Annotated in this window: 3 protein-coding genes; 2 read left to right on the top strand and 1 reads right to left on the bottom strand. The window is 49.0% G+C overall.

Features of this window, described 5'->3' with window-relative positions:
• Positions 1 to 59: 59 nt before the first annotated feature.
• The gene (locus UQW94_RS14745) at positions 60 to 18,554 is read right to left on the bottom strand and encodes a tandem-95 repeat protein (protein ID WP_322142337.1); all 18,495 of its coding nucleotides are present in this window, start codon (positions 18,552 to 18,554) and stop codon (positions 60 to 62) included.
• 400 nt (positions 18,555 to 18,954) lie between these two features.
• Here UQW94_RS14745 and UQW94_RS14740 point away from each other — a divergent pair, with 400 nt between their 5' ends.
• Together UQW94_RS14740 and UQW94_RS14735 are read left to right on the top strand one after the other, a co-directional pair.
• Complete coding sequence (locus UQW94_RS14740) at positions 18,955 to 20,265, top strand: TolC family outer membrane protein (RefSeq protein ID WP_017635971.1); 1,311 nt, start codon at positions 18,955 to 18,957, stop codon at positions 20,263 to 20,265.
• 2 nt (positions 20,266 to 20,267) lie between these two features.
• Positions 20,268 to 20,882, top strand: coding sequence for an OmpA family protein (locus UQW94_RS14735; RefSeq protein ID WP_005377354.1), 615 nt, complete (start codon positions 20,268 to 20,270; stop codon positions 20,880 to 20,882).
• Positions 20,883 to 20,889: the final 7 nt, after the last annotated feature.

The following is a 20,889-nucleotide window of genomic DNA, read 5'->3' as shown; positions in this document are numbered from 1 at the left end:
AGGTCTAGCAAATTGCTAGACCTTTTTTGATTTTCAATTTTACCTAAATGGTAACGCCACTACATATCTTTGTATTGCGCCTCTAAACTTGCAATCAAGCTTTGAGTCACATCATCAACACTTGCACCGTCAAAATGGATGTCTAATGTCGAGCTACCTTTTGTAATACTCAGGTTTGCCTCAGAGCTGCCATCTGGTGCCACTTCTACGTGATACTCTCCGACATCACCGGTATGATCACCTGATTGAAGATCATTAAGAAGCTCTCCAATTTCATCTTTAGATAAGTCATCAAAGAGATCAGAGAAGTCTAGAGTGTCTTCTTCTTTATTGAAGTCAGTGACAGTGTCGCGTTCATTGGACACATCAATCCATTTAAAGATGTCTTCACCGTCCCCCCCTGTCAAAATATCATTGCCGAAACCACCAATTAAAATATCATTATCTGCACCACCGAACAGCTTGTCGTCACCGCCTTGTCCAAACAAAATATCATCTCCTGAACCACCAGAGATGGTATCTGCCTGGTCGTAATAACGAGACTGTTCAAATTCTGCTTGGTTTTCAGTAATGTAGTGATGAACTTCTTCTTTGGTAACTAACGAAACATCCTTACCTAGTTGAGAAGCTACGTAGTTTTGCAGCGCGGAAACTCCTTGCTCACCATCGACGTCGAAACGCATGGCATCACCAAAAATAATGTCATTTCCATCAAGGCTGTTAATCTCATCTTTGCCTTGCATCAATGAAACTTCCTTACCAAGGATCACTTCTGCTAGTTGGTTTACATCTATGTTAGCTCTTACTACACCATCAGAGTCGAAGTTTTCTAACGAATCTTCATCTAAGTAGCGACCAAGACCTATCGAACGAACCTCACTAAATTCAGCCAATGCTTGATATGCGTTATTCGCTTGAGATAGAACATTATTTCCATAATCATCATAGACATATGAGTTAAGCATTCTCCCCACCTGTTCACCAGTAGAGAGCGAATACACCGCCCCGCGAAAATCTATGATTGTTTTATTGTTGTATGTGACTGTATCACCAAACCTGTAATCACTTGGCAAAACATCCGCTAGCGTCACTAACTTTTGTTCTGACACGCCAAGTACGACACCCTCCCAACCACTAAACCAACTCGTATTGTTATCCGTAGCTTGGTTTGGTTGACCATCAGATATGAAATAACTTAGGTTTGTTGCGCCACTATCGGCATTAGCAAACCAGTCTAGTGCAGATTGGAACCCGGCTTCATAATTTGTATTACCATCACCGATTTGTAAAATTGCATCCAATGTAGACTCTATTTGCGATGTTGCGTTGTCAGCACTCAAATCTAATTCAAGTACCTGAGAACTCCCAGTAGCAAATGTGGTCAATAAAACGTTCACTTTGCCCGAATGAGGGCCACAAGCACTTTCGGTAAGAGTATTCAACACTGTTTTTAGCTCACCTAGCGCTAGACCAACGTCGTAACCCATGCTGCCTGATGTATCGAGCATAAAAGCAATGTTGTAGTCCTGCCCCTCGACAATCTGTAATCCTTGAACATCGCCAACAATCACATCATTGCTATCAGATCCAGCTATCTTGTTATCACCATGCGTACCGGAAACAAAATCATAATCTCGAACTGAAACAGAAGCCGTGTCCGTTCCCATTTGAGTATTGTTATTAACTTCAACACTTCCTGCCGTCGCTGTTACATCAAAATCTAACGAACCATTGTAATCGGCTGGTACAGTAATCGTACCGCTTAGTTGATGACTGGTTTGATTTGGTTCACTTGAAAGGTCAACCGTGTAAGAACCATCGCTGTTTTCAGTAACCGTTTTGCCATTCACCTCTAATGTTAGCCCTGAAGGAATTCCCGTTAAGGTGACGCTATCGTTAATGAATGACTCACTTCCATCCACATCGATAAGATCAAGGTTCAGGTCAAAAGAGACTTGCTGCTCTGTAAGTACAACATACTCTCCTGTGTTGTTATTTAGCTTGATAATGGCATCTTGGAAGATAAGTTGTTCAATTTCATAAAGGTGGTCACCCGACTCTTTATGAGTGCTCGAAACAACATCTTTTGTATCAATAAATCGGCTATCTTCGACAATCCAATACGGGACCTCTGAGTGGTCAGATGCAGGGTAATAGTTGAAGTTGTAATCAGACAACTTGCCAGAGTAAACAACTGTGTCCGTCTCCGCTTGATCATCTAATGAACCAATACCGCCATAGATAGAATCATTACCTCCTCCAGTCACAAAGATATCACTGCCTTGAGCATCAACGTTCGCACCTGCTTGTTGATCTCCGACAAAGCTCAGTGGCGATTCAGTGTCACCGCTTAGCATTAAGTCATTACCAACATGTCCGTTATTAAACGTTTGTGTCACCACATGTTCAAAGTCAAGCCCTGGTAAATTACTTGCCTCAAGCAGCTCTTTAAGTTCTTCGTCTGTAGACCAGCTTCCGCCTAGTGTCACAGGTACAGACGTTACTGGACCGAAAGTAAGGTCAATCTTAATTGGGTCCGCGACAGGCTCTATGTCGATACTCAACGTACCTGAAGCAGAAGAATTGCCATCACTAACAGTGAAATGAATCTGCTCGTAAGTATCCAAGCCGTTCCCAACACCGTCTTTATCGAAAACATTTGCACCAGACTCATGTTCAGCAGGAACATAACGAACAAGACCATTTTCGATATCAGAAGCGAGTACACTGCCAGAAACCTCTTCCCAACCATCAGAACCTTTCACTTGCAGTGAGCCATTTAGAGCAGAAGTGTCAAACTCAACACTTATACTACTATCAACGATGCCTAAATGTTCTAGTGTTATAACAATAGCTTCGTCTTCTAATCCGGAAATTTCGTTGCTTTGAACTGCTGGCGGAACATCATTATCATCAATATAGCCAACGCCAGATACATCTCCGACTTTAATCACAAGACTCTCTGTTGATTCAACCAACTGATCATCAATACTTGGAATGGTAATCTCAAAGCCATTCACTCCGGCTGGAACAATAAGGTATCCACCCAAATACTTCACGCCATTAGTAAAAGTTGCGTTCGACAAATCAATGTCTTGAGAGCTCACACTAGAACCCTCTGCAGAGAAATCCACTTGATACTTAACGGTCTGATCTGTCGCGTTATTTAGAGAAACAGAAAACGTGACATCGTCACCCTCAACAACAGTAACACCTGCAATGCTCTCCACCACAGGTCCATTTTCCGCAACATTACCATCTAGTATTTCGTTAACGATATTGACCGTAGACGGATCACTAACTCCACTTTCAGAATCGACTGCCACATATCCAAAGCTATCTCCGGCAGGAATACCTTCTACATAACGTAACTCCCAGTTCCCTTCATTTTTCGTAGAAAAATCTAACTGAGTAATGACCGAACCTTCAGGAAGAGCTAGTTCCTGCCCAAAACCAACGCTTGTTTCTTGGAATAGCATGAAGTTGCCTTCAGGCTTCAAGAACTCGAACGTTTGAGTCTGTTCGATATTATTTGAATCTAAATACGTAACCGTAATAAGCGCAGCGTTGTCATCACCGTAATCAAACAATCCACCTAATCCATCTAAGCCAAGGTTTACGCTGCCCACAGGGTTATTAGACAAATCGATCGTAATTGTCTCGCCTTTCTCAATACCCTGCCCATCATTGTCAGCAATACCGTTTCCGATATGTGACACTTGGCGGTTGTATTGAGCAAGTTCACCACTATCAGAAGATATAGTGATGGAGGAACCATTAACTAAATGCTCAGTACGGGAGTGTGATGGACCTCCGTCCTCACTTAGCCCCCAATTATTGAAATCTGTTGTAGACTCGGAACTATTTGGTGTATCTGGGCGATCCTTGATACCTAATAAGAAACCCACATTATCAGCTTCATAGTAAAGGCTATCTTTTTCATAAAGAGTGTCACTGACTTCTTTTATTTCATGCAGTTCACCGTTGTTATCTCTGAAGAACAATGTTCCTGAGGTCGGTAGTTCAGTAATCTGCACATGCAAGTCGTTGCCATTTAAGTCATCTTCAATATCCGCTATATGATCCTGAGAGTCGCCATCACCTAAAGGTTTCGTATCAGTATCAAATACAACTTGCGTCACAGGCTTGTCAGTCACATGCGTAAAGTCCTCACTGTCAGGCTTGTCATTGACTGGTGTGACATCGACGTTCACCGTGGTGGACTCACTGACCCCACCGGACGTGACGATGTAGGTAAAGCTGTCTGTACCGTGGAAGTTGTCGTTTGGCGTGTAAGTCACGCTGCCGTCCGGGTTGACCGAGACCGTGCCGTTCGCTGGACCGTTGTTGGTATCGAGCGACACCACTTTGTCGTCGCCTTCGAACGTGTCGTTACCTAAGACCTTGATGATGGTTGGCGTGTCTTCCACGACCGTTGCTTTATCTGCCACGATGTCCGCCACAGGCGCCACTGTGAAGTTCACCGTTTGGCTAACACTTTCGCCGCTTGGATCGGTAGCCGTAAAGGTTAGGATTTCTGAGCCGTTCCAGTCAGCGGTTGGAGTGAACGTAGCAATGCCATTGACGATCGCCACTTGAATGTTGCTGTTGCCAGAGACACTGAAGCTCAACTCGCCATCCACGTTATCCACATCACTGAAAGCGGTATTCAGATCGATGCTGTATGGCGTAAAGTCTTCCGCCAAGGTTTGGTCTGCAATGCTGCTTTCAACCACAGGCGCGTCGTTCACCGCATTCACGGTGACGTTGACCGTTGCTTGGTCAGTCAGTGCACCATCGGTGACGGTATAAGTGATTTCAGCATCACCATGGAAGTTCTCAGCCGGTGTGAAGACCAATTTGCCGTCAACAATCTCGACTGTGCCTTGTGTTTCAGGTACGGACGCCGATTGGATAGACAGCATATCACCATCGATGTCGGTGTCGTTTGGTAGGACATCAATTGTCACTGGCGTGTCTTCGTCAGTAACAGCTGTATCATCTTTTGCCACTGGCGCATCGTTCACTGGCGTGACATCGACGTTCACCGTGGTGAATTCCGATACCCCACCGGACGTAACGATGTAGGTAAAGCTGTCTGTACCGTGGTAGTTGTCGTTTGGCGTGTAGGTTACGCTGCCATCTGGGTTGACCGAGACCGTGCCGTTAGCTGGACCGTTATTGGTATCCAGCGACACCACTTTATCGTCGCCTTCAAACGTATCGTTATCTAAGACCTTGATGATGGTTGGCGTGTCTTCCACCACCGTCGCTTTGTCTGCCACGATGTCCGCCACAGGCGCTACTGTGAAGTTCACCGTTTGGCTAACGCTTTCACCGCTTGGATCGGTCGCCGTAAAGGTTAACGCTTCTGAGCCGTTCCAGTCTGCCGTTGGGCTAATGGTCGCGATGCCATTTTCAATCGACACCAACACGTTGTTGTTGCCAGAAACGCTGAAGCTCAGCTCGCCATCCACGTTATCTACATCGCTGAACGCGGTATTTAGATCGATGCTGTATGGCGTAAAGTCTTCTGCCAAGGCTTGGTCTGCGATGCTACTTTCAACCACAGGCGTGTCGTTCACCGCATTCACGGTGACGTTGACCGTCGCTTGGTCAGTCAGTGCACCATCGGTGATGGTGTAAGTGATTTCGGCGTCGCCATGGAAGTTCTCAGCCGGTGTGAACACCAACTTACCATCAACAATCTCGACTGTCCCTTGCTCACTCGGCACAGACGCTGATTGGATAGACAGCGTATCGCCATCAATATCGGTGTCGTTTGGTAGGACATCAATTGTCACTGGCGTGTCTTCGTCAGTAACAGCGGTATCATCTTTTGCCACTGGCGCGTCATTGACTGGTGTGACATCGACGTTCACCGTGGTGGACTCCGATACCCCGCCCGATGTAACGATGTACGTGAAGCTGTCTGCCCCGTGGTAGTTGTCGTTTGGCGTGTAAGTGACGCTGCCGTCCGGGTTGACGGAGACCGTGCCGTTAGCTGGGCCGTTATTGCTATCCAGCGACACCACTTTGTCGTCGCCTTCGAACGTGTCGTTACCTAAGACCTTAATGATGGTTGGTGTGTCTTCCACGACCGTTGCTTTATCTGCCACGATGTCCGCCACAGGCGCCACTGTGAAGTTCACCGTTTGGCTAACGCTTTCACCGCTTGGATCGGTAGCCGTAAAGGTCAGCGCTTCTGAGCCGTTCCAGTCTGCGGTTGGAGTGAACGTAGCAATCCCATTGACGATTGCCACTTGAATGTTGCTATTACCAGAGACGCTAAACGTTAACTCACCATCGGCGTTATCCACATCGCTGAAAGCGGTATTTAGATCGATGCTGTATGAGGTGAAGTCTTCCGCCAAGGTTTGGTCTGCGAGGTTGCTTTCAACCACAGGCGTGTCATTTACGGCATTTACGGTGACGTTGACCGTCGCTTGGTCAGTCAGTGCACCATCGGTCACGGTGTAAGTGATTTCGGCATCGCTATGGAAGTTCTCGGCCGGTGTGAAGACCAGTTTGCCGTCAACAATCTCGACTGTGCCTTGCGCTTCAGGTACGGACGCTGATTGGATAGACAGCGTATCGCCATCAATGTCAGTATCGTTTGGCAGGACATCAATCGTCACTGGCGTGTCTTCGTCAGTAATCGCCGTGTCATCTTTTGCCACTGGCGCATCGTTCACTGGCGTGACATCGACGTTCACCGTGGTGGACTCACTGACCCCACCCGACGTAACGATGTACGTGAAGCTGTCTGTACCATGGTAGTTGTCGTTCGGCGTGTAAGTGACGCTGCCATCCGGGTTGACCGAGACCGTGCCGTTAGCTGGACCGTTGTTGGTATCCAGCGACACCACTTTGTCGTCGCCTTCAAACGTGTCGTTATCTAAGACCTTGATGATGGTTGGCGTGTCTTCCATGACCGTTGCTTTATCTGCCACGATGTCCGCCACAGGCGCCACTGTGAAGTTCACCGTTTGGCTAACGCTCTCGCCGCTTGGATCGGTAGCCGTAAAGGTTAGGATTTCTGAGCCGTTCCAGTCAGCGGTTGGAGTGAACGTAGCAATGCCATTGACGATCGCCACTTGAATGTTGCTGTTGCCAGAGACACTGAAGCTCAACTCGCCATCCACGTTATCCACATCACTGAAAGCGGTATTTAGATCGATGCTGTATGGCGTAAAGTCTTCTGCCAAGGTTTGGTCTGCAATGTTGCTCTCAACCACAGGCGTGTCGTTCACCGCATTCACGGTGACGTTGACCGTTGCTTGGTCAATCAGTGCACCATCGGTCACGGTGTAAGTGATTTCGGCGTCGCCATGGAAGTTCTCAGCCGGTGTGAAGACCAGTTTGCCATCAACAATCTCAACTGTACCTTGTGCTTCAGGTACAGACGCTGATTGGATAGACAGCGTATCACCATCAATATCGGTGTCGTTTGGCAGGACATCAATCGTTACAGTGGTATCTTCTTGTGTTGTTGCCGCGTCATCGTTTGCCACTGGCGCATCGTTCACTGGCGTGACATCGACGTTCACCGTGGTGGACTCTGATACCCCACCGGAGGTGACGATGTAGGTAAAGCTGTCTGTACCGTGGTAGTTGTCGTTTGGCGTGTAGGTTATGCTGCCGTCCGGGTTGACCGAGACCGTGCCGTTCGCTGGACCGTTATTGGTATCCAGCGACACCACTTTGTCGTCGCCTTCAAACGTGTCGTTACCTAAGACCTTAATGATGGTCGGCGTGTCTTCCACAACCGTCGCTTTATCTGCCACGATGTCCGCCACAGGGGCAACTGTGAAGTTCACCGTTTGGCTAACGCTTTCGCCGCTTGGATCGGTGGCGGTAAACGTTAGGGTTTCTGAGCCATTCCAGTCTGCGGTTGGAGTGAACGTAGCAATCCCATTGACGATCGCCACTTGAATGTTGCTGTTGCCAGAGACACTGAAGCTCAGCTCGCCATCTACGTTATCCACATCACTGAAAGCGGTATTTAGATCGATGCTGTATGGCGTAAAGTCTTCTGCCAAGGTTTGGTCTGCAATGTTGCTCTCAACCACAGGCGTGTCGTTCACCGCATTCACGGTGACGTTGACCGTTGCTTGGTCAGTCAGTGAACCATCCGTAACCGTGTAAGTGATTTCAGCGTCACCATGGAAGTTCTCAGCCGGTGTGAACACCAACTTGCCGTCAACAATCTCGACTGTACCTTGGTCACTCGGCACAGACGCCGATTGGATAGACAGCGTATCGCCATCAATATCGGTGTCGTTTGGCAGGACATCAATCGTCACTGGCGTGTCTTCGTCAGTAACAGCGGTATCATCTTTTGCCACTGGCGCGTCGTTGACTGGCGTCACGTCGACGTTCACCGTGGTGAATTCCGATACCCCACCGGAGGTAACGATGTACGTGAAGCTGTCTGTACCGTGGTAGTTGTCGTTCGGCGTGTAAGTCACGCTGCCGTCCGGGTTGACCGAGACCGTACCGTTAGCTGGACCGTTGTTGGTATCGAGCGACACCACTTTATCGTCACCTTCGAACGTGTCGTTACCTAAGACCTTAATGATGGTCGGCGTGTCTTCCACAACCGTCGCGTTGTCTGCCACGATATCCGCCACTGGCGCTACCGTGAAGTTCACCGTTTGGCTAACGCTTTCGCCGCTTGGATCGGTCGCCGTAAAGGTTAGGATTTCTGAGCCGTTCCAGTCAGCGGTTGGAGTGAACGTAGCAATACCGTTGACGATCGCCACTTGAATGTTGCTGTTGCCAGAGACACTAAACGTTAACTCACCATCGGCGTTATCCACATCACTGAAAGCGGTATTTAGATCGATGCTGTATGGCGTAAAGTCTTCTGCCAAGGTTTGGTCTGCAATGCTGCTTTCAACCACAGACGTGTCGTTCACCGCATTCACGGTGACGTTGACCGTCGCTTGGTCAGTCAGTGAACCATCGGTCACGGTATAAGTGATTTCAGCGTCACCATGGAAGTTCTCAGCCGGTGTGAACACCAACTTGCCGTCAACAATTTCAACTGTACCTTGGTCACTCGGCACAGACGCCGAGTCAATACGTAATGTATCGCCATCAATGTCGGTGTCGTTTGGCAGGACATCAATCGTCACTGGCGTGTCTTCGTCAGTAACGGCATTGTCATTGGTCGCCACTGGCGCGTCATTCACTGGCGTCACATCGATGTTCACTGTGGTGGACTCGGATACCCCACCGGAGGTAACGATGTAGGTGAAGCTGTCTGTTCCGTGATAGTTGTCGTTTGGCGTGTAAGTCACACTGCCGTCAGGGTTGACCGAGACCGTGCCGTTCGCTGGACCGTTATTGCTATCCAGCGACACCACTTTGTCGTTGCCTTCGAACGTGTCGTTATCTAAAACCTTAATGATGGTTGGCGTGTCTTCCACAACCGTCGCGTTGTCTGCCACGATGTCCGCCACAGGCGCTACCGTGAAGTTCACCGTTTGGCTAACGCTCTCGCCGCTTGGATCGGTAGCCGTAAAGGTCAACGCTTCTGAGCCGTTCCAGTCTGCGGTTGGGCTAATGGTCGCGATGCCATTTTCAATCGACACCAACACGTTGTTGTTGCCAGAAACGCTGAAGCTCAGCTCGCCATCCACGTTATCCACATCGCTGAAGGCCGTATTCAGATCGATGCTGTATGGCGTAAAGTCTTCCGCCAAGGTTTGGTCTGCAATGTTGCTTTCAACCACAGGCGTGTCGTTCACCGCATTCACGGTGACGTTGACCGTCGCTTGGTCAGTCAGTGCACCATCGGTGACGGTGTAAGTAATTTCGGCGTCACCATGGAAGTTCTCAGCCGGTGTGAACACCAGTTTTCCATCAATAATTTCGACTGTACCTTGTGTTTCAGGTACGGACGCTGATTGGATAGACAGCGTATCACCATCAATATCGGTGTCGTTTGGCAGGACATCAATCGTGACAGCGGTATCTTCTTGTGTTGTGGCCGCGTCATCGTTTGCCACTGGCGCCTCATTGACTGGTGTGACATCGACGTTCACCGTGGTGGACTCACTGACGCCACCGGACGTGACGATGTAGGTGAAGCTATCTGTACCGTGGAAGTTGTCGTTTGGCGTGTAGGTTACGCTGCCATCTGGGTTGACCGAGACCGTGCCGTTCGCTGGACCGTTATTGGTATCCAGCGACACCACTTTGTCGTCGCCTTCAAACGTGTCGTTATCTAAGACCTTAATGATGGTTGGCGTATCTTCCACAACCGTCGCTTTATCTGCCACGATGTCCGCCACAGGGGTAACCGTGAAGTTCACCGTTTGGCTAACGCTTTCACCGCTTGGATCGGTGGCGATAAAGGTTAGGGTTTCTGAGCCATTCCAGTCTGCGGTTGGAGTGAACGTAGCAATGCCATTGACGATCGCCACTTGAATGTTGCTATTACCAGAAACGCTAAACGTTAACTCACCATCGGCGTTATCCACATCACTGAAGGCCGTATTCAGATCGATGCTGTATGGCGTAAAATCTTCCGCCAAGGTTTGGTCTGCAATGTTGCTTTCAACCACAGGCGTGTCGTTCACCGCATTCACGGTGACGTTGACCGTTGCTTGGTCAGTCAGTGCACCATCGGTCACGGTGTAAGTGATTTCGGCGTCACCATGGAAGTTCTCTGCCGGTGTGAAGACCAGTTTGCCGTCAACAATCTCGACTGTCCCTTGGTCACTCGGCACGGACGCTGATTGAATAGACAACTTATCGCCGTCGATGTCGGTGTCGTTTGGCAGAACATCAATCGTCACTGGCGTGTCTTCGTCAGTGATAGCGGTGTCATCGTTTGCCACTGGCGCGTCATTGACTGGCGTCACATCGACGTTCACCGTGGTGGACTCTGATACCCCACCGGAGGTAACGATGTAGGTAAAGCTGTCTGTCCCGTGGTAGTTGTCGTTTGGCGTGTAAGTCACGCTGCCGTCCGGGTTGACCGAGACCGTGCCGTTCGCTGGACCGTTATTGCTATCCAGCGACACCACTTTGTCGTTGCCTTCGAACGTGTCGTTACCTAAGACCTTAATGATGGTTGGTGTGTCTTCCACAACCGTCGCTTTATCTGCCACGATATCCGCCACTGGCGCCACTGTGAAGTTCACCGTTTGGCTAACGCTTTCACCGCTTGGATCGGTGGCAGTAAAGGTCAGCGCTTCAGAGCCGTTCCAGTCTGCCGTTGGGCTAATGGTCGCGATGCCATTTTCAATCGACACCAACACGTTGCTGTTGCCAGAGACGCTGAAGGTCAGATCGCCATCGACGTTATCCACATCACTGAAGGCCGTATTCAGATCGATGCTGTATGGCGTAAAGTCTTCCGCCAAGGTTTGGTCTGCGATGCTGCTTTCAACCACAGGCGTGTCGTTCACCGCATTCACGGTGACGTTGACCGTTGCTTGGTCAGTCAGTGCACCATCAGTAATCGTGTAAGTAATTTCAGCGTCACCATGGAAGTTCTCAGCTGGCGTGAACACCAACTTGCCGTCAACAATCTCAACTGTGCCTTGCGCTTCAGGTACAGACGCCGATTCAATCGACAGCTTATCGCCATCGATGTCAGTATCGTTTGGCAGAACATCAATCGTCACTGGCGTATCTTCGTCAGTAACAGCGGTATCATCTTTTGCCGCTGGCGCATCGTTGACTGGCGTCACATCGACGTTCACCGTGGTGGACTCACTGACGCCACCGGAGGTGACGATGTAAGTGAAGCTGTCTGTACCGTGGTAGTTGTCGTTTGGCGTGTAAGTGACGCTGCCGTCCGGGTTGACCGAGACCGTGCCGTTGGCTGGACCGTTATTGGTATCCAGCGACACCACTTTGTCGTCGCCTTCAAACGTGTCGTTATCTAAGACCTTGATGATGGTTGGCGTGTCTTCCATGACCGTTGCTTTATCTGCCACGATGTCCGCCACAGGCGCCACTGTGAAGTTCACCGTTTGGCTAACGCTTTCGCCGCTTGGATCGGTAGCCGTAAAGGTTAGGATTTCTGAGCCGTTCCAGTCAGCGGTTGGAGTGAACGTAGCAATGCCATTGACGATCGCCACTTGAATGTTGCTGTTGCCAGAGACACTGAAGCTCAACTCGCCATCCACGTTATCCACATCACTGAAAGCGGTGTTTAGATCGATGCTGTATGGCGTAAAGTCTTCTGCCAAGGTTTGGTCTGCAATGTTGCTCTCAACCACAGGCGTGTCGTTCACCGCATTCACGGTGACGTTGACCTTTGCTTTGTCAGTCAGTGCACCATCGGTCACGGTGTAAGTGATTTCGGCGTCGCCATGGAAGTTCTCAGCCGGTGTGAAGACCAGTTTGCCGTCAACAATCTCGACTGTCCCTTGGTCACTCGGCACAGATGCCGAGTCAATCGACAGCTTATCGCCATCAATATCGGTGTCGTTTGGCAGGACATCAATCGTCACTGGCGTGTCTTCGTCAGTGATAGCGGTGTCATCGTTTGCCACTGGCGCATCGTTGACTGGCGTGACATCGACGTTCACCGTGGTGGACTCCGATACCCCACCCGACGTGACGATGTACGTGAAGCTGTCTGTACCGTGGTAGTTGTCGTTTGGCGTGTAAGTGACGCTGCCGTCCGGGTTGACCGAGACCGTGCCGTTGGCTGGACCGTTATTGGTATCCAGCGACACCACTTTGTCGCTGCCTTCAAACGTGTCGTTACCTAGGACGTTAATGATGGTCGGCGTGTCTTCCACAACCGTCGCGTTGTCTGCCACGATGTCCGCCACAGGCGCAACTGTGAAGTTCACCGTTTGGCTGACGCTTTCACCGCTTGGATCAGTAGCCGTAAAGGTTAACGCTTCTGAGCCGTTCCAGTCTGCCGTTGGGCTAATGGTCGCGATGCCATTTTCTATTGAGACATTGACATTACTGTTGCCTGAGACGCTAAACGTTAACTCACTATCAACGTTATCCACATCACTGAAGGCCGTATTCAGATCGATGCTGTATGGCGTAAAGTCCTCCGCCAAGGTTTGGTCTGTAATGCTGCTTTCAACCACAGGCGTGTCGTTCACCGCATTCACGGTGACGTTGACCGTCGCTTGGTCAGTCAGTGAACCATCGGTCACGGTGTAAGTGATTTCGGCGTCACCATTGAAGTTCTCAGCCGGTGTGAACACCAGTTTGCCGTCAACAATCTCGACTGTCCCTTGCTCACTCGGCACAGATGCCGAGTCAATCGACAGCTTATCGCCATCAATATCGGTGTCGTTTGGCAGGACATCAATCGTCACTGGCGTGTCTTCATCAGTAACAGCGGTATCATCTTTTGCCACTGGCGCATCGTTCACTGGCGTCACATCGACGTTCACCGTGGTGGACTCCGATACCCCACCGGAGGTGACGATGTAGGTAAAGCTGTCTGCCCCGTGGTAGTTGTCGTTTGGCGTGTAAGTGACGCTGCCGTCCGAGTTGACCGAGACCGTGCCGTTAGCTGGACCGTTATTGGTATCCAGCGACACCACTTTGTCGTCGCCTTCGAACGTGTCGTTATCTAAGACCTTAATGATGGTTGGCGTATCTTCCACAACCGTCGCTTTATCTGCCACGATATCCGCCACTGGCGCTACTGTGAAGTTCACCGTTTGGCTAACGCTCTCGCCGCTTGGATCGGTAGCCGTAAACGTCAGCGCTTCTGAGCCGTTCCAGTCTGCCGTTGGAGTGAACGTAGCAATGCCATTGACGATCGCCACTTGAATGTTGCTGTTGCCAGAGACACTAAACGTTAACTCACCATCGGCGTTATCCACATCACTGAATGCGGAATTTAGATCGATGCTGTATAGCGTAAAGTCTTCTGCCAAGGTTTGGTCTGCGATGTTGCTCTCAACCACAGGCGTGTCGTTCACCGCATTCACGGTGACGTTGACCGTCGCTTGGTCAGTCAGTGCACCATCGGTGATGGTGTAAGTGATTTCAGCGTCACCATGGAAGTTCTCAGCCGGCGTGAAGACCAGTTTGCCGTCAACAATCTCGACTGTCCCTTGCTCACTCGGCATAGACGCCGATTGGATAGACAGCTTATCGCCATCCACATCGGTGTCGTTTGGCAGAACATCAATCGTCACTGGCGTGTCTTCGTCAGTGACAGCGGTATCATCTTTTGCCACTGGCGCGTCATTCACTGGCGTCACATCGACGTTCACCGTGGTGAATTCCGATACCCCACCGGAGGTAACGATGTACGTGAAGCTGTCTGTACCGTGGAAGTTGTCGTTTGGCGTGTAAGTGACGCTGCCGTCCGGGTTGACCGAGACCGTGCCGTTGGCTGGACCGTTATTGCTATCGAGCGACACCACTTTGTCGTCGCCTTCAAACGTGTCGTTACCTAGGACGTTAATGATGGTCGGCGTGTCTTCCACAACCGTCGCGCGGTCAGATTCAATATCTGCCACAGGCGCAACCATAAAGTTTACCGTTTGGCTGACGCTTTCACCGCTTGGATCAGTAGCCGTAAAGGTTAACGCTTCTGAGCCGTTCCAGTCTGCCGTTGGGCTAATGGTCGCGATGCCATTTTCTATTGAGACATTGACATTACTGTTACCTGAGACGCTAAACGTTAACTCACCATCGGCGTTATCCACATCGCTGAAAGCGGTATTCAGATTGATGCTGTATGGCGTGAAATCTTCCGCCAAGGTTTGGTCTGCAATGCTACTTTCAACCACAGGCGTGTCGTTCACCGCATTCACGGTGACGTTGACCGTCGCTTGGTCAGTCAGCGAACCATCGGTGATGGTGTAAGTGATTTCGGCATCACCATGGAAGTTCTCGGCCGGTGTGAACACCAGTTTGCCATCAACAATCTCAACTGTCCCCTGGTCACTCGGCACAGACGCCGAGTCAATACGTAATGTATCACCATCGATGTCAGTATCGTTTGGCAAGATATCAATCGTAACAGCGGTATCTTCTTGTGTTGTTGCCGCGTCATCGTTTGCCACTGGCGCGTCATTCACTGGCGTCACATCGACGTTCACCGTGGTGGACTCCGATACCCCACCGGAGGTAACGATGTAGGTAAAGCTGTCTGTTCCGTGATAGTTGTCGTTTGGCGTGTAAGTGACGCTGCCATCCGGGTTGACCGAGACCGTGCCGTTAGCTGGTCCGTTATTGGTATCCAGCGACACCACTTTGTCGTCGCCTTCGAACGTGTCGTTACCTAAGACCTTAATGATGGTCGGCGTGTCTTCCACAACCGTCGCGTTGTCTGCCACGATGTCTGCCACAGGCGCAACTGTGAAGTTCACCGTTTGGCTTACGCTTTCGCCGCTTGGATCGGTAGCCGTAAACGTTAACGCTTCTGAGCCGTTCCAGTCTGCGGTTGGAGTGAACGTAGCAATGCCATTGACGATCGCCACTTGAATGTTGCTGTTGCCAGAAACGCTAAACGTTAACTCACTATCCACGTTATCCACATCGCTGAAAGCGGTATTCAGATCGATGCTGTATAGCGTGAAATCTTCCGCCAAGGTTTGGTCTGCAATGCTACTTTCAACCACAGGCGTGTCGTTCACCGCATTTACGGTGACGTTGGCCGTCGCTTGGTCGGTCAGTGCACCATCGGTCACGGTGTAAGTGATTTCGGCCTCACCATGGAAGTTCTCAGCTGGTGTGAAGACCAATTTGCCGTCAACAATCTCGACTGTGCCTTGTGTTTCAGGTACGGACGCCGATTGGATAGACAGCGTATCACCATCGATGTCGGTGTCGTTTGGTAGGACATCAATCGTGACAGCGGTATCTTCTTGTGTTGTTGCCGCGTCATCTTTTGCCACTGGCGCATCGTTCACTGGTGTGACATCGACGTTCACCGTGGTGGACTCCGATACCCCACCGGAGGTAACGATGTAGGTAAAGCTGTCTGTACCGTGGTAGTTGTCGTTTGGCGTGTAAGTCACGCTGCCGTCCGGGTTGACCGAGACCGTACCGTTAGCTGGACCGTTGTTGGTATCCAGCGACACCACTTTGTCGTCGCCTTCGAACGTGTCGTTACCTAAGACCTTAATGATGGTTGGCGTGTCTTCCACAACCGTCGCTTTGTCTGCCACGATGTCCGCCACAGGCGCAACTGTGAAATTCACCGTTTGGCTAACGCTCTCGCCGCTTGGATCGGTAGCCGTAAAGGTCAATGCTTCTGAGCCGTTCCAGTCTGCGGTTGGAGTGAACGTAGCAATGCCATTGACGATCGCCACTTGAATGTTGCTGTTGCCAGAAACGCTAAACGTTAACTCACTATCCACGTTATCCACATCGCTGAAAGCGGTATTTAGATCGATGCTGTATGGCGTGAAATCTTCCGCCAAGGTTTGGTCTGCAATGCTACTTTCAACCACAGGCGTGTCGTTCACCGCATTTACGGTGACGTTGACCGTCGCTTGGTCAGTCAGTGCACCATCGGTGACGGTGTAAGTGATTTCGGCATCACCATTGAAGTTCTCAGCTGGTGTGAAGACCAATTTGCCGTCAACAATTTCAACTGTCCCTTGGTCACTCGGCACAGATGCCGAGTCAATACGTAATGCATCACCATCGATGTCAGTATCGTTTGGCAGAACATCAATCGTCACTGGTGTATCTTCGTCAGTAACGGCATTGTCATTGGTCGCCACTGGCGCATCATTCACTGGTGTGACATCGACGTTCACCGTGGTGGACTCACTGCCCCCACCGGAGGTAACGATGTAGGTGAAGCTGTCTGTACCCTGGTAGTTGTCGTTTGGTGTATAAGTGACGCTGCCATCAGGATTGACCGAGACCGTGCCGTTAGCTGGACCGTTATTGGTATCGATCGACACCACTTTGTCGTCGCCTTCGAACGTGTCGTTACCTAAAACCTTAATGATGGTCGGCGTGTCTTCCACAACCGTCGCTTTATCTGCCACGATGTCCGCCACAGGCGCTACTGTGAAGTTCACCGTTTGGCTAACGCTTTCACCGCTTGGATCAGTAGCCGTAAACGCTAGGGTTTCTGAGCCGTTCCAGTCCGCGGTTGGAGTGAACGTAGCAATACCATTGACGATCGCCACTTGAATGTTGCTATTACCAGAGACGCTAAACGTTAACTCACCATCCACATTATCCACATCGCTGAAAGCGGTATTTAGATCGATGCTGTATGGCGTAAAGTCTTCCGCCAAGGCTTGGTCTGCAATGCTTCTTTCAACCACAGGCGTGTCGTTCACCGCATTCACGGTGACGTTGACCGTCGCTTGGTCGGTCAGTGCACCATCGGTCACGGTGTAAGTAATTTCAGCATCGCCATGGAAGTTCTCAGCCGGTGTGAAGACCAGTTTGCCATCAACAATCTCGACTGTGCCTTGCGCTTCAGGTACGGACGCCGATTCAATCGACAGCGTATCGCCATCAATATCGGTATCGTTTGGCAGGACATCAATCGTTACTGAGCTATCTTCCTCTGTAATTGTTGTATCATTAGAGGCAATAGGCGCATCGTTAACTGAGTTTACTGTTACCGAAACTTGAGCTTCATCCTCTAACTCACCATCTGAGATGGTGTAGCTAATCGTTGCATTACCGTTGAAATTTTCAGCCGGAGTGAAAACAAGCTTACCATCGATAATCTCAACGATACCTTGCTCTTCTGGTACAGAAGCAGAGGTAATAATTAAATCATCACCTTCAATATCACTGTCGTTAGCGAGCACATCAATTACAACCTGGGAATCCTCGTCAGTTTGAATCGCATCATTAGTTGCTATTGGCGCGTCATTAACAGGCGTAATATCTAAGTTAGCAGTGCCATTAATAACACCGCCATCGTTATCAATAATGTCATAGGAGAATGACACTTCAGTGTCATCGTCAGCCTCTGGAATGTAAGTCCAAGATCCATCGCTGTTATCAATTAAGGTGCCATTCCCACTCTCAATAGTGACGTTTGTAATGACAAGAGTATCGGCATCATCAATATTGACGTTCGATAGTAATTCTTCAGTAGTTATCGTGATTGGATCGCTATCTTCCTCAACAGCGCTTAATGTCACTGGAGAATTAGTAAGTGGCTTACTTGAGCCATCCCCACTTGTCTCGATACCTGTTGTGAAGAAGTCATTTAAGGTCAACGCTTGAGTTTCAGATAAGCCGAGGGATTCTAAGCCAATAGTTTCAAAGTTTGTTGAGGCTAGCACTTCAGTACCATCTCGTACAATCGTGGCACTATTTTGCAAACTGGAGCCACTATTTTCACCCGCTGCAGGTGCGAGTTCTTCATCAATAGCAGAAGGGTCTTGACCTTGCTCAATAGCACTAATAATCTGTGCTACATCGTCTGAAATATCTTTTAAACCTTGCTCTTGAGCAAGCTGAATTTTCAGGTCTTGAGGCGCAGCATCTGTCATTGCCACTATCACTTCACCTGGTAGAGGCTGCTGTCCTTCTGCAAGGACTCTCAGCTGCCCATCCAAACCTATTACGACGACTTGATTACCGAGTGGCACTAATGCTGTACGATCCATATAAACCTTAACCCTAAATAACTGTCAAGTTTTTGACTAACAATACTAATTTGCTATATATTGCCCGAATATATAGTGCAATAACAGCAATTTGATGCTCAATAAAGTAATTATGTGTCATACATCAATAAGAATCCAGATGCATAAGTGTTTTATTTTATTAAAATCTGGACACACGTTCCTAGCTATTACCTTCATCTTTAATTTGAGATCTTAATTCAAGTTTCAGGCAGATTTAGTAGGTTGATTTATCAAAATTGAAACAAATGAACAGCGAATCAACAGGTTACTTCATCGCATATTAATGTTATTGTGCGCTAAATTATTGACGCCCTTATAAGTATTCCACTTATAAGCCCTATCACCTCGAGAATTTTTACCATTATCTAGGAGAATCACAGTGAAGTGGACTCGTGCCAACGCCTTTTGTATTGGTATGTTCACCGCTAGTCATGCTTTTGGGCAAACGCTAGAGCAAGCGGTTGAAAACACATTAAAAACCAATCCTGACATCAAAAGTGCGTTCAATGAATTCGTTAGCAAGCAGTATGTGAATGAAGCATCTGGTGGTGCTTACCTCCCATCCGTAGACTTAGATGCCGGTATCGGTTACGAAGGAATCAAACCTGCAGAGTCAGGGCGAGATTCAACCGATCTGACAAGAAAAGAAGCCACCGTGACACTAACCCAGCTAATATGGGATGGCTCAGCGACACTTAATGATATGGATCGAACAGCAGCTGATGCTGAATCGGTCCGTTATCAACTTCTAGCTGATGCCCAAGACACCGCTCTAGAGGTCGCGAAAGTTTATTTAGACTCAGTAAAAGCTTATGAAATTCTGACACTTTCCGAGAATAACTTGAAAGTGCATAAGAAGATCTATGAAGACATTAAAAAGCGAGTTAACTCAGGTATCGGTTCTACAGCAGACCTAACCCAGGTAGAGGCTCGTTTAGCAAAGGCTCATGGTAACTTGGTGGCAGCTCAGAACAACTTATATGACAGCCACACCACCTTTACACGCCTTGTCGGACAGTCACCACAAGGATTGATTTTCCCAAGAGCGGACCAAAACTTTATTCCCTACACCATCGATGAAGCGATTGACTTGGCATTCGAGTCACATCCAGTCATCAAAATTTCGGTAGCTGATGTGGACTCTGCAAAGTTCCAATACAAGCAATCTAAGGGAACTTACTACCCAACGATATCGGTAGAAGCGGCTCAAACATGGCGTGATGATGCAAGCGGTATCGAAGGAAGCAGCGAAGAGACAACAGCAATGTTACGTATGCGTTACAACCTCTTTAACGGTGGTAGTGACGTAGCCAACGCTGAAAGTTTTGCCTACCAACTAAATAAAGCAAAAGACCTAAGAGAACGTGCATACCGCCAAGTAGAAGAAGGTCTTCGTCTATCTTGGAGTGCGTTAGATTTAACACTTCAACAAAAAGAGTTCCTAGCGGATCACGTAGATTCGGCCTCTGAAACTGTCATCGCCTATGAAAAGCAGTATCGCATTGGAAAACGCACTCTGCTGGACTTGTTAAATACTGAAAACGAACTTTTCGAAGCGAGAAAGAACTACTTGGATGCTCGATACTCAGAGCAGTACGCCAAGTACCGCGTTATGAACGCGACTGGCCAATTGTTAAATGCCTTGCGTGTCGATGTACCTACAGAATGGAATGAAAAGGTGGAGTACTGATCATGAAACCAGTGAAGATTCTATTTGCATTGGGTATGCTCGCCATCACTCAACACGTTGTTGCTGAAGACGAATATGAGTATCGTCCTGTACCAAATGCAGAACAAATAGCAGATTTGCAAGATGACGATAACGATGGTGTCATCAATGCTCGAGATATGTGCCCAGGTACACCTGAAGGCTCAGAGGTCGACAACGACGGTTGTGGAGAATACATTAAAGCATCAGATAACATGCAAGTGCGGATACTTTTTGCTAACGACTCTGATGAGATCAATCCAGTCTTCAGAAGACAAGTCCGAGAGCTTTCCGACTTTTTAAAAGAGTACCCTACTACTTCGATAGAGCTGCACGGCTATGCTAGTAAAGTTGGTGGTTCAAAGCATAACCAAGATCTTTCTGAAAGACGAGCACGCAATGTCCGTGAAGCCCTACTAAGCTACGACATCGAACCGAGTAGAGTCCGCATTGTTGGTTTTGGTGACACTCACTTAGCACAGCAAGGGACCGATGAAGTCAGCCATGCTTTAAATCGTCGAGTAACCGCATCAGTCGTTGGTTACAAAGGCGAGATAAAAAGAGAGTGGACAATATTCACAACTCTTCCAGAAAGGTAAAGTACCT

This window comes from Vibrio sp. PBL-C16 (assembly GCF_034321865.1).
In the GTDB taxonomy this organism is placed as follows: domain Bacteria; phylum Pseudomonadota; class Gammaproteobacteria; order Enterobacterales; family Vibrionaceae; genus Vibrio; species Vibrio alginolyticus.
This window is presented reverse-complemented; position numbering and strand designations above follow the sequence as displayed.

What these genes read in the sequence shown, in the direction of transcription:
- UQW94_RS14735 (WP_005377354.1), top strand. Translation starts at nt 20,268, where the DNA reads ATGAAACCAGTGAAGATTCTATTTGCATTGGGTATGCTCGCCATCACT.
- UQW94_RS14745 (WP_322142337.1), bottom strand. Translation starts at nt 18,554, where the DNA reads ATGGATCGTACAGCATTAGTGCCACTCGGTAATCAAGTCGTCGTAATA.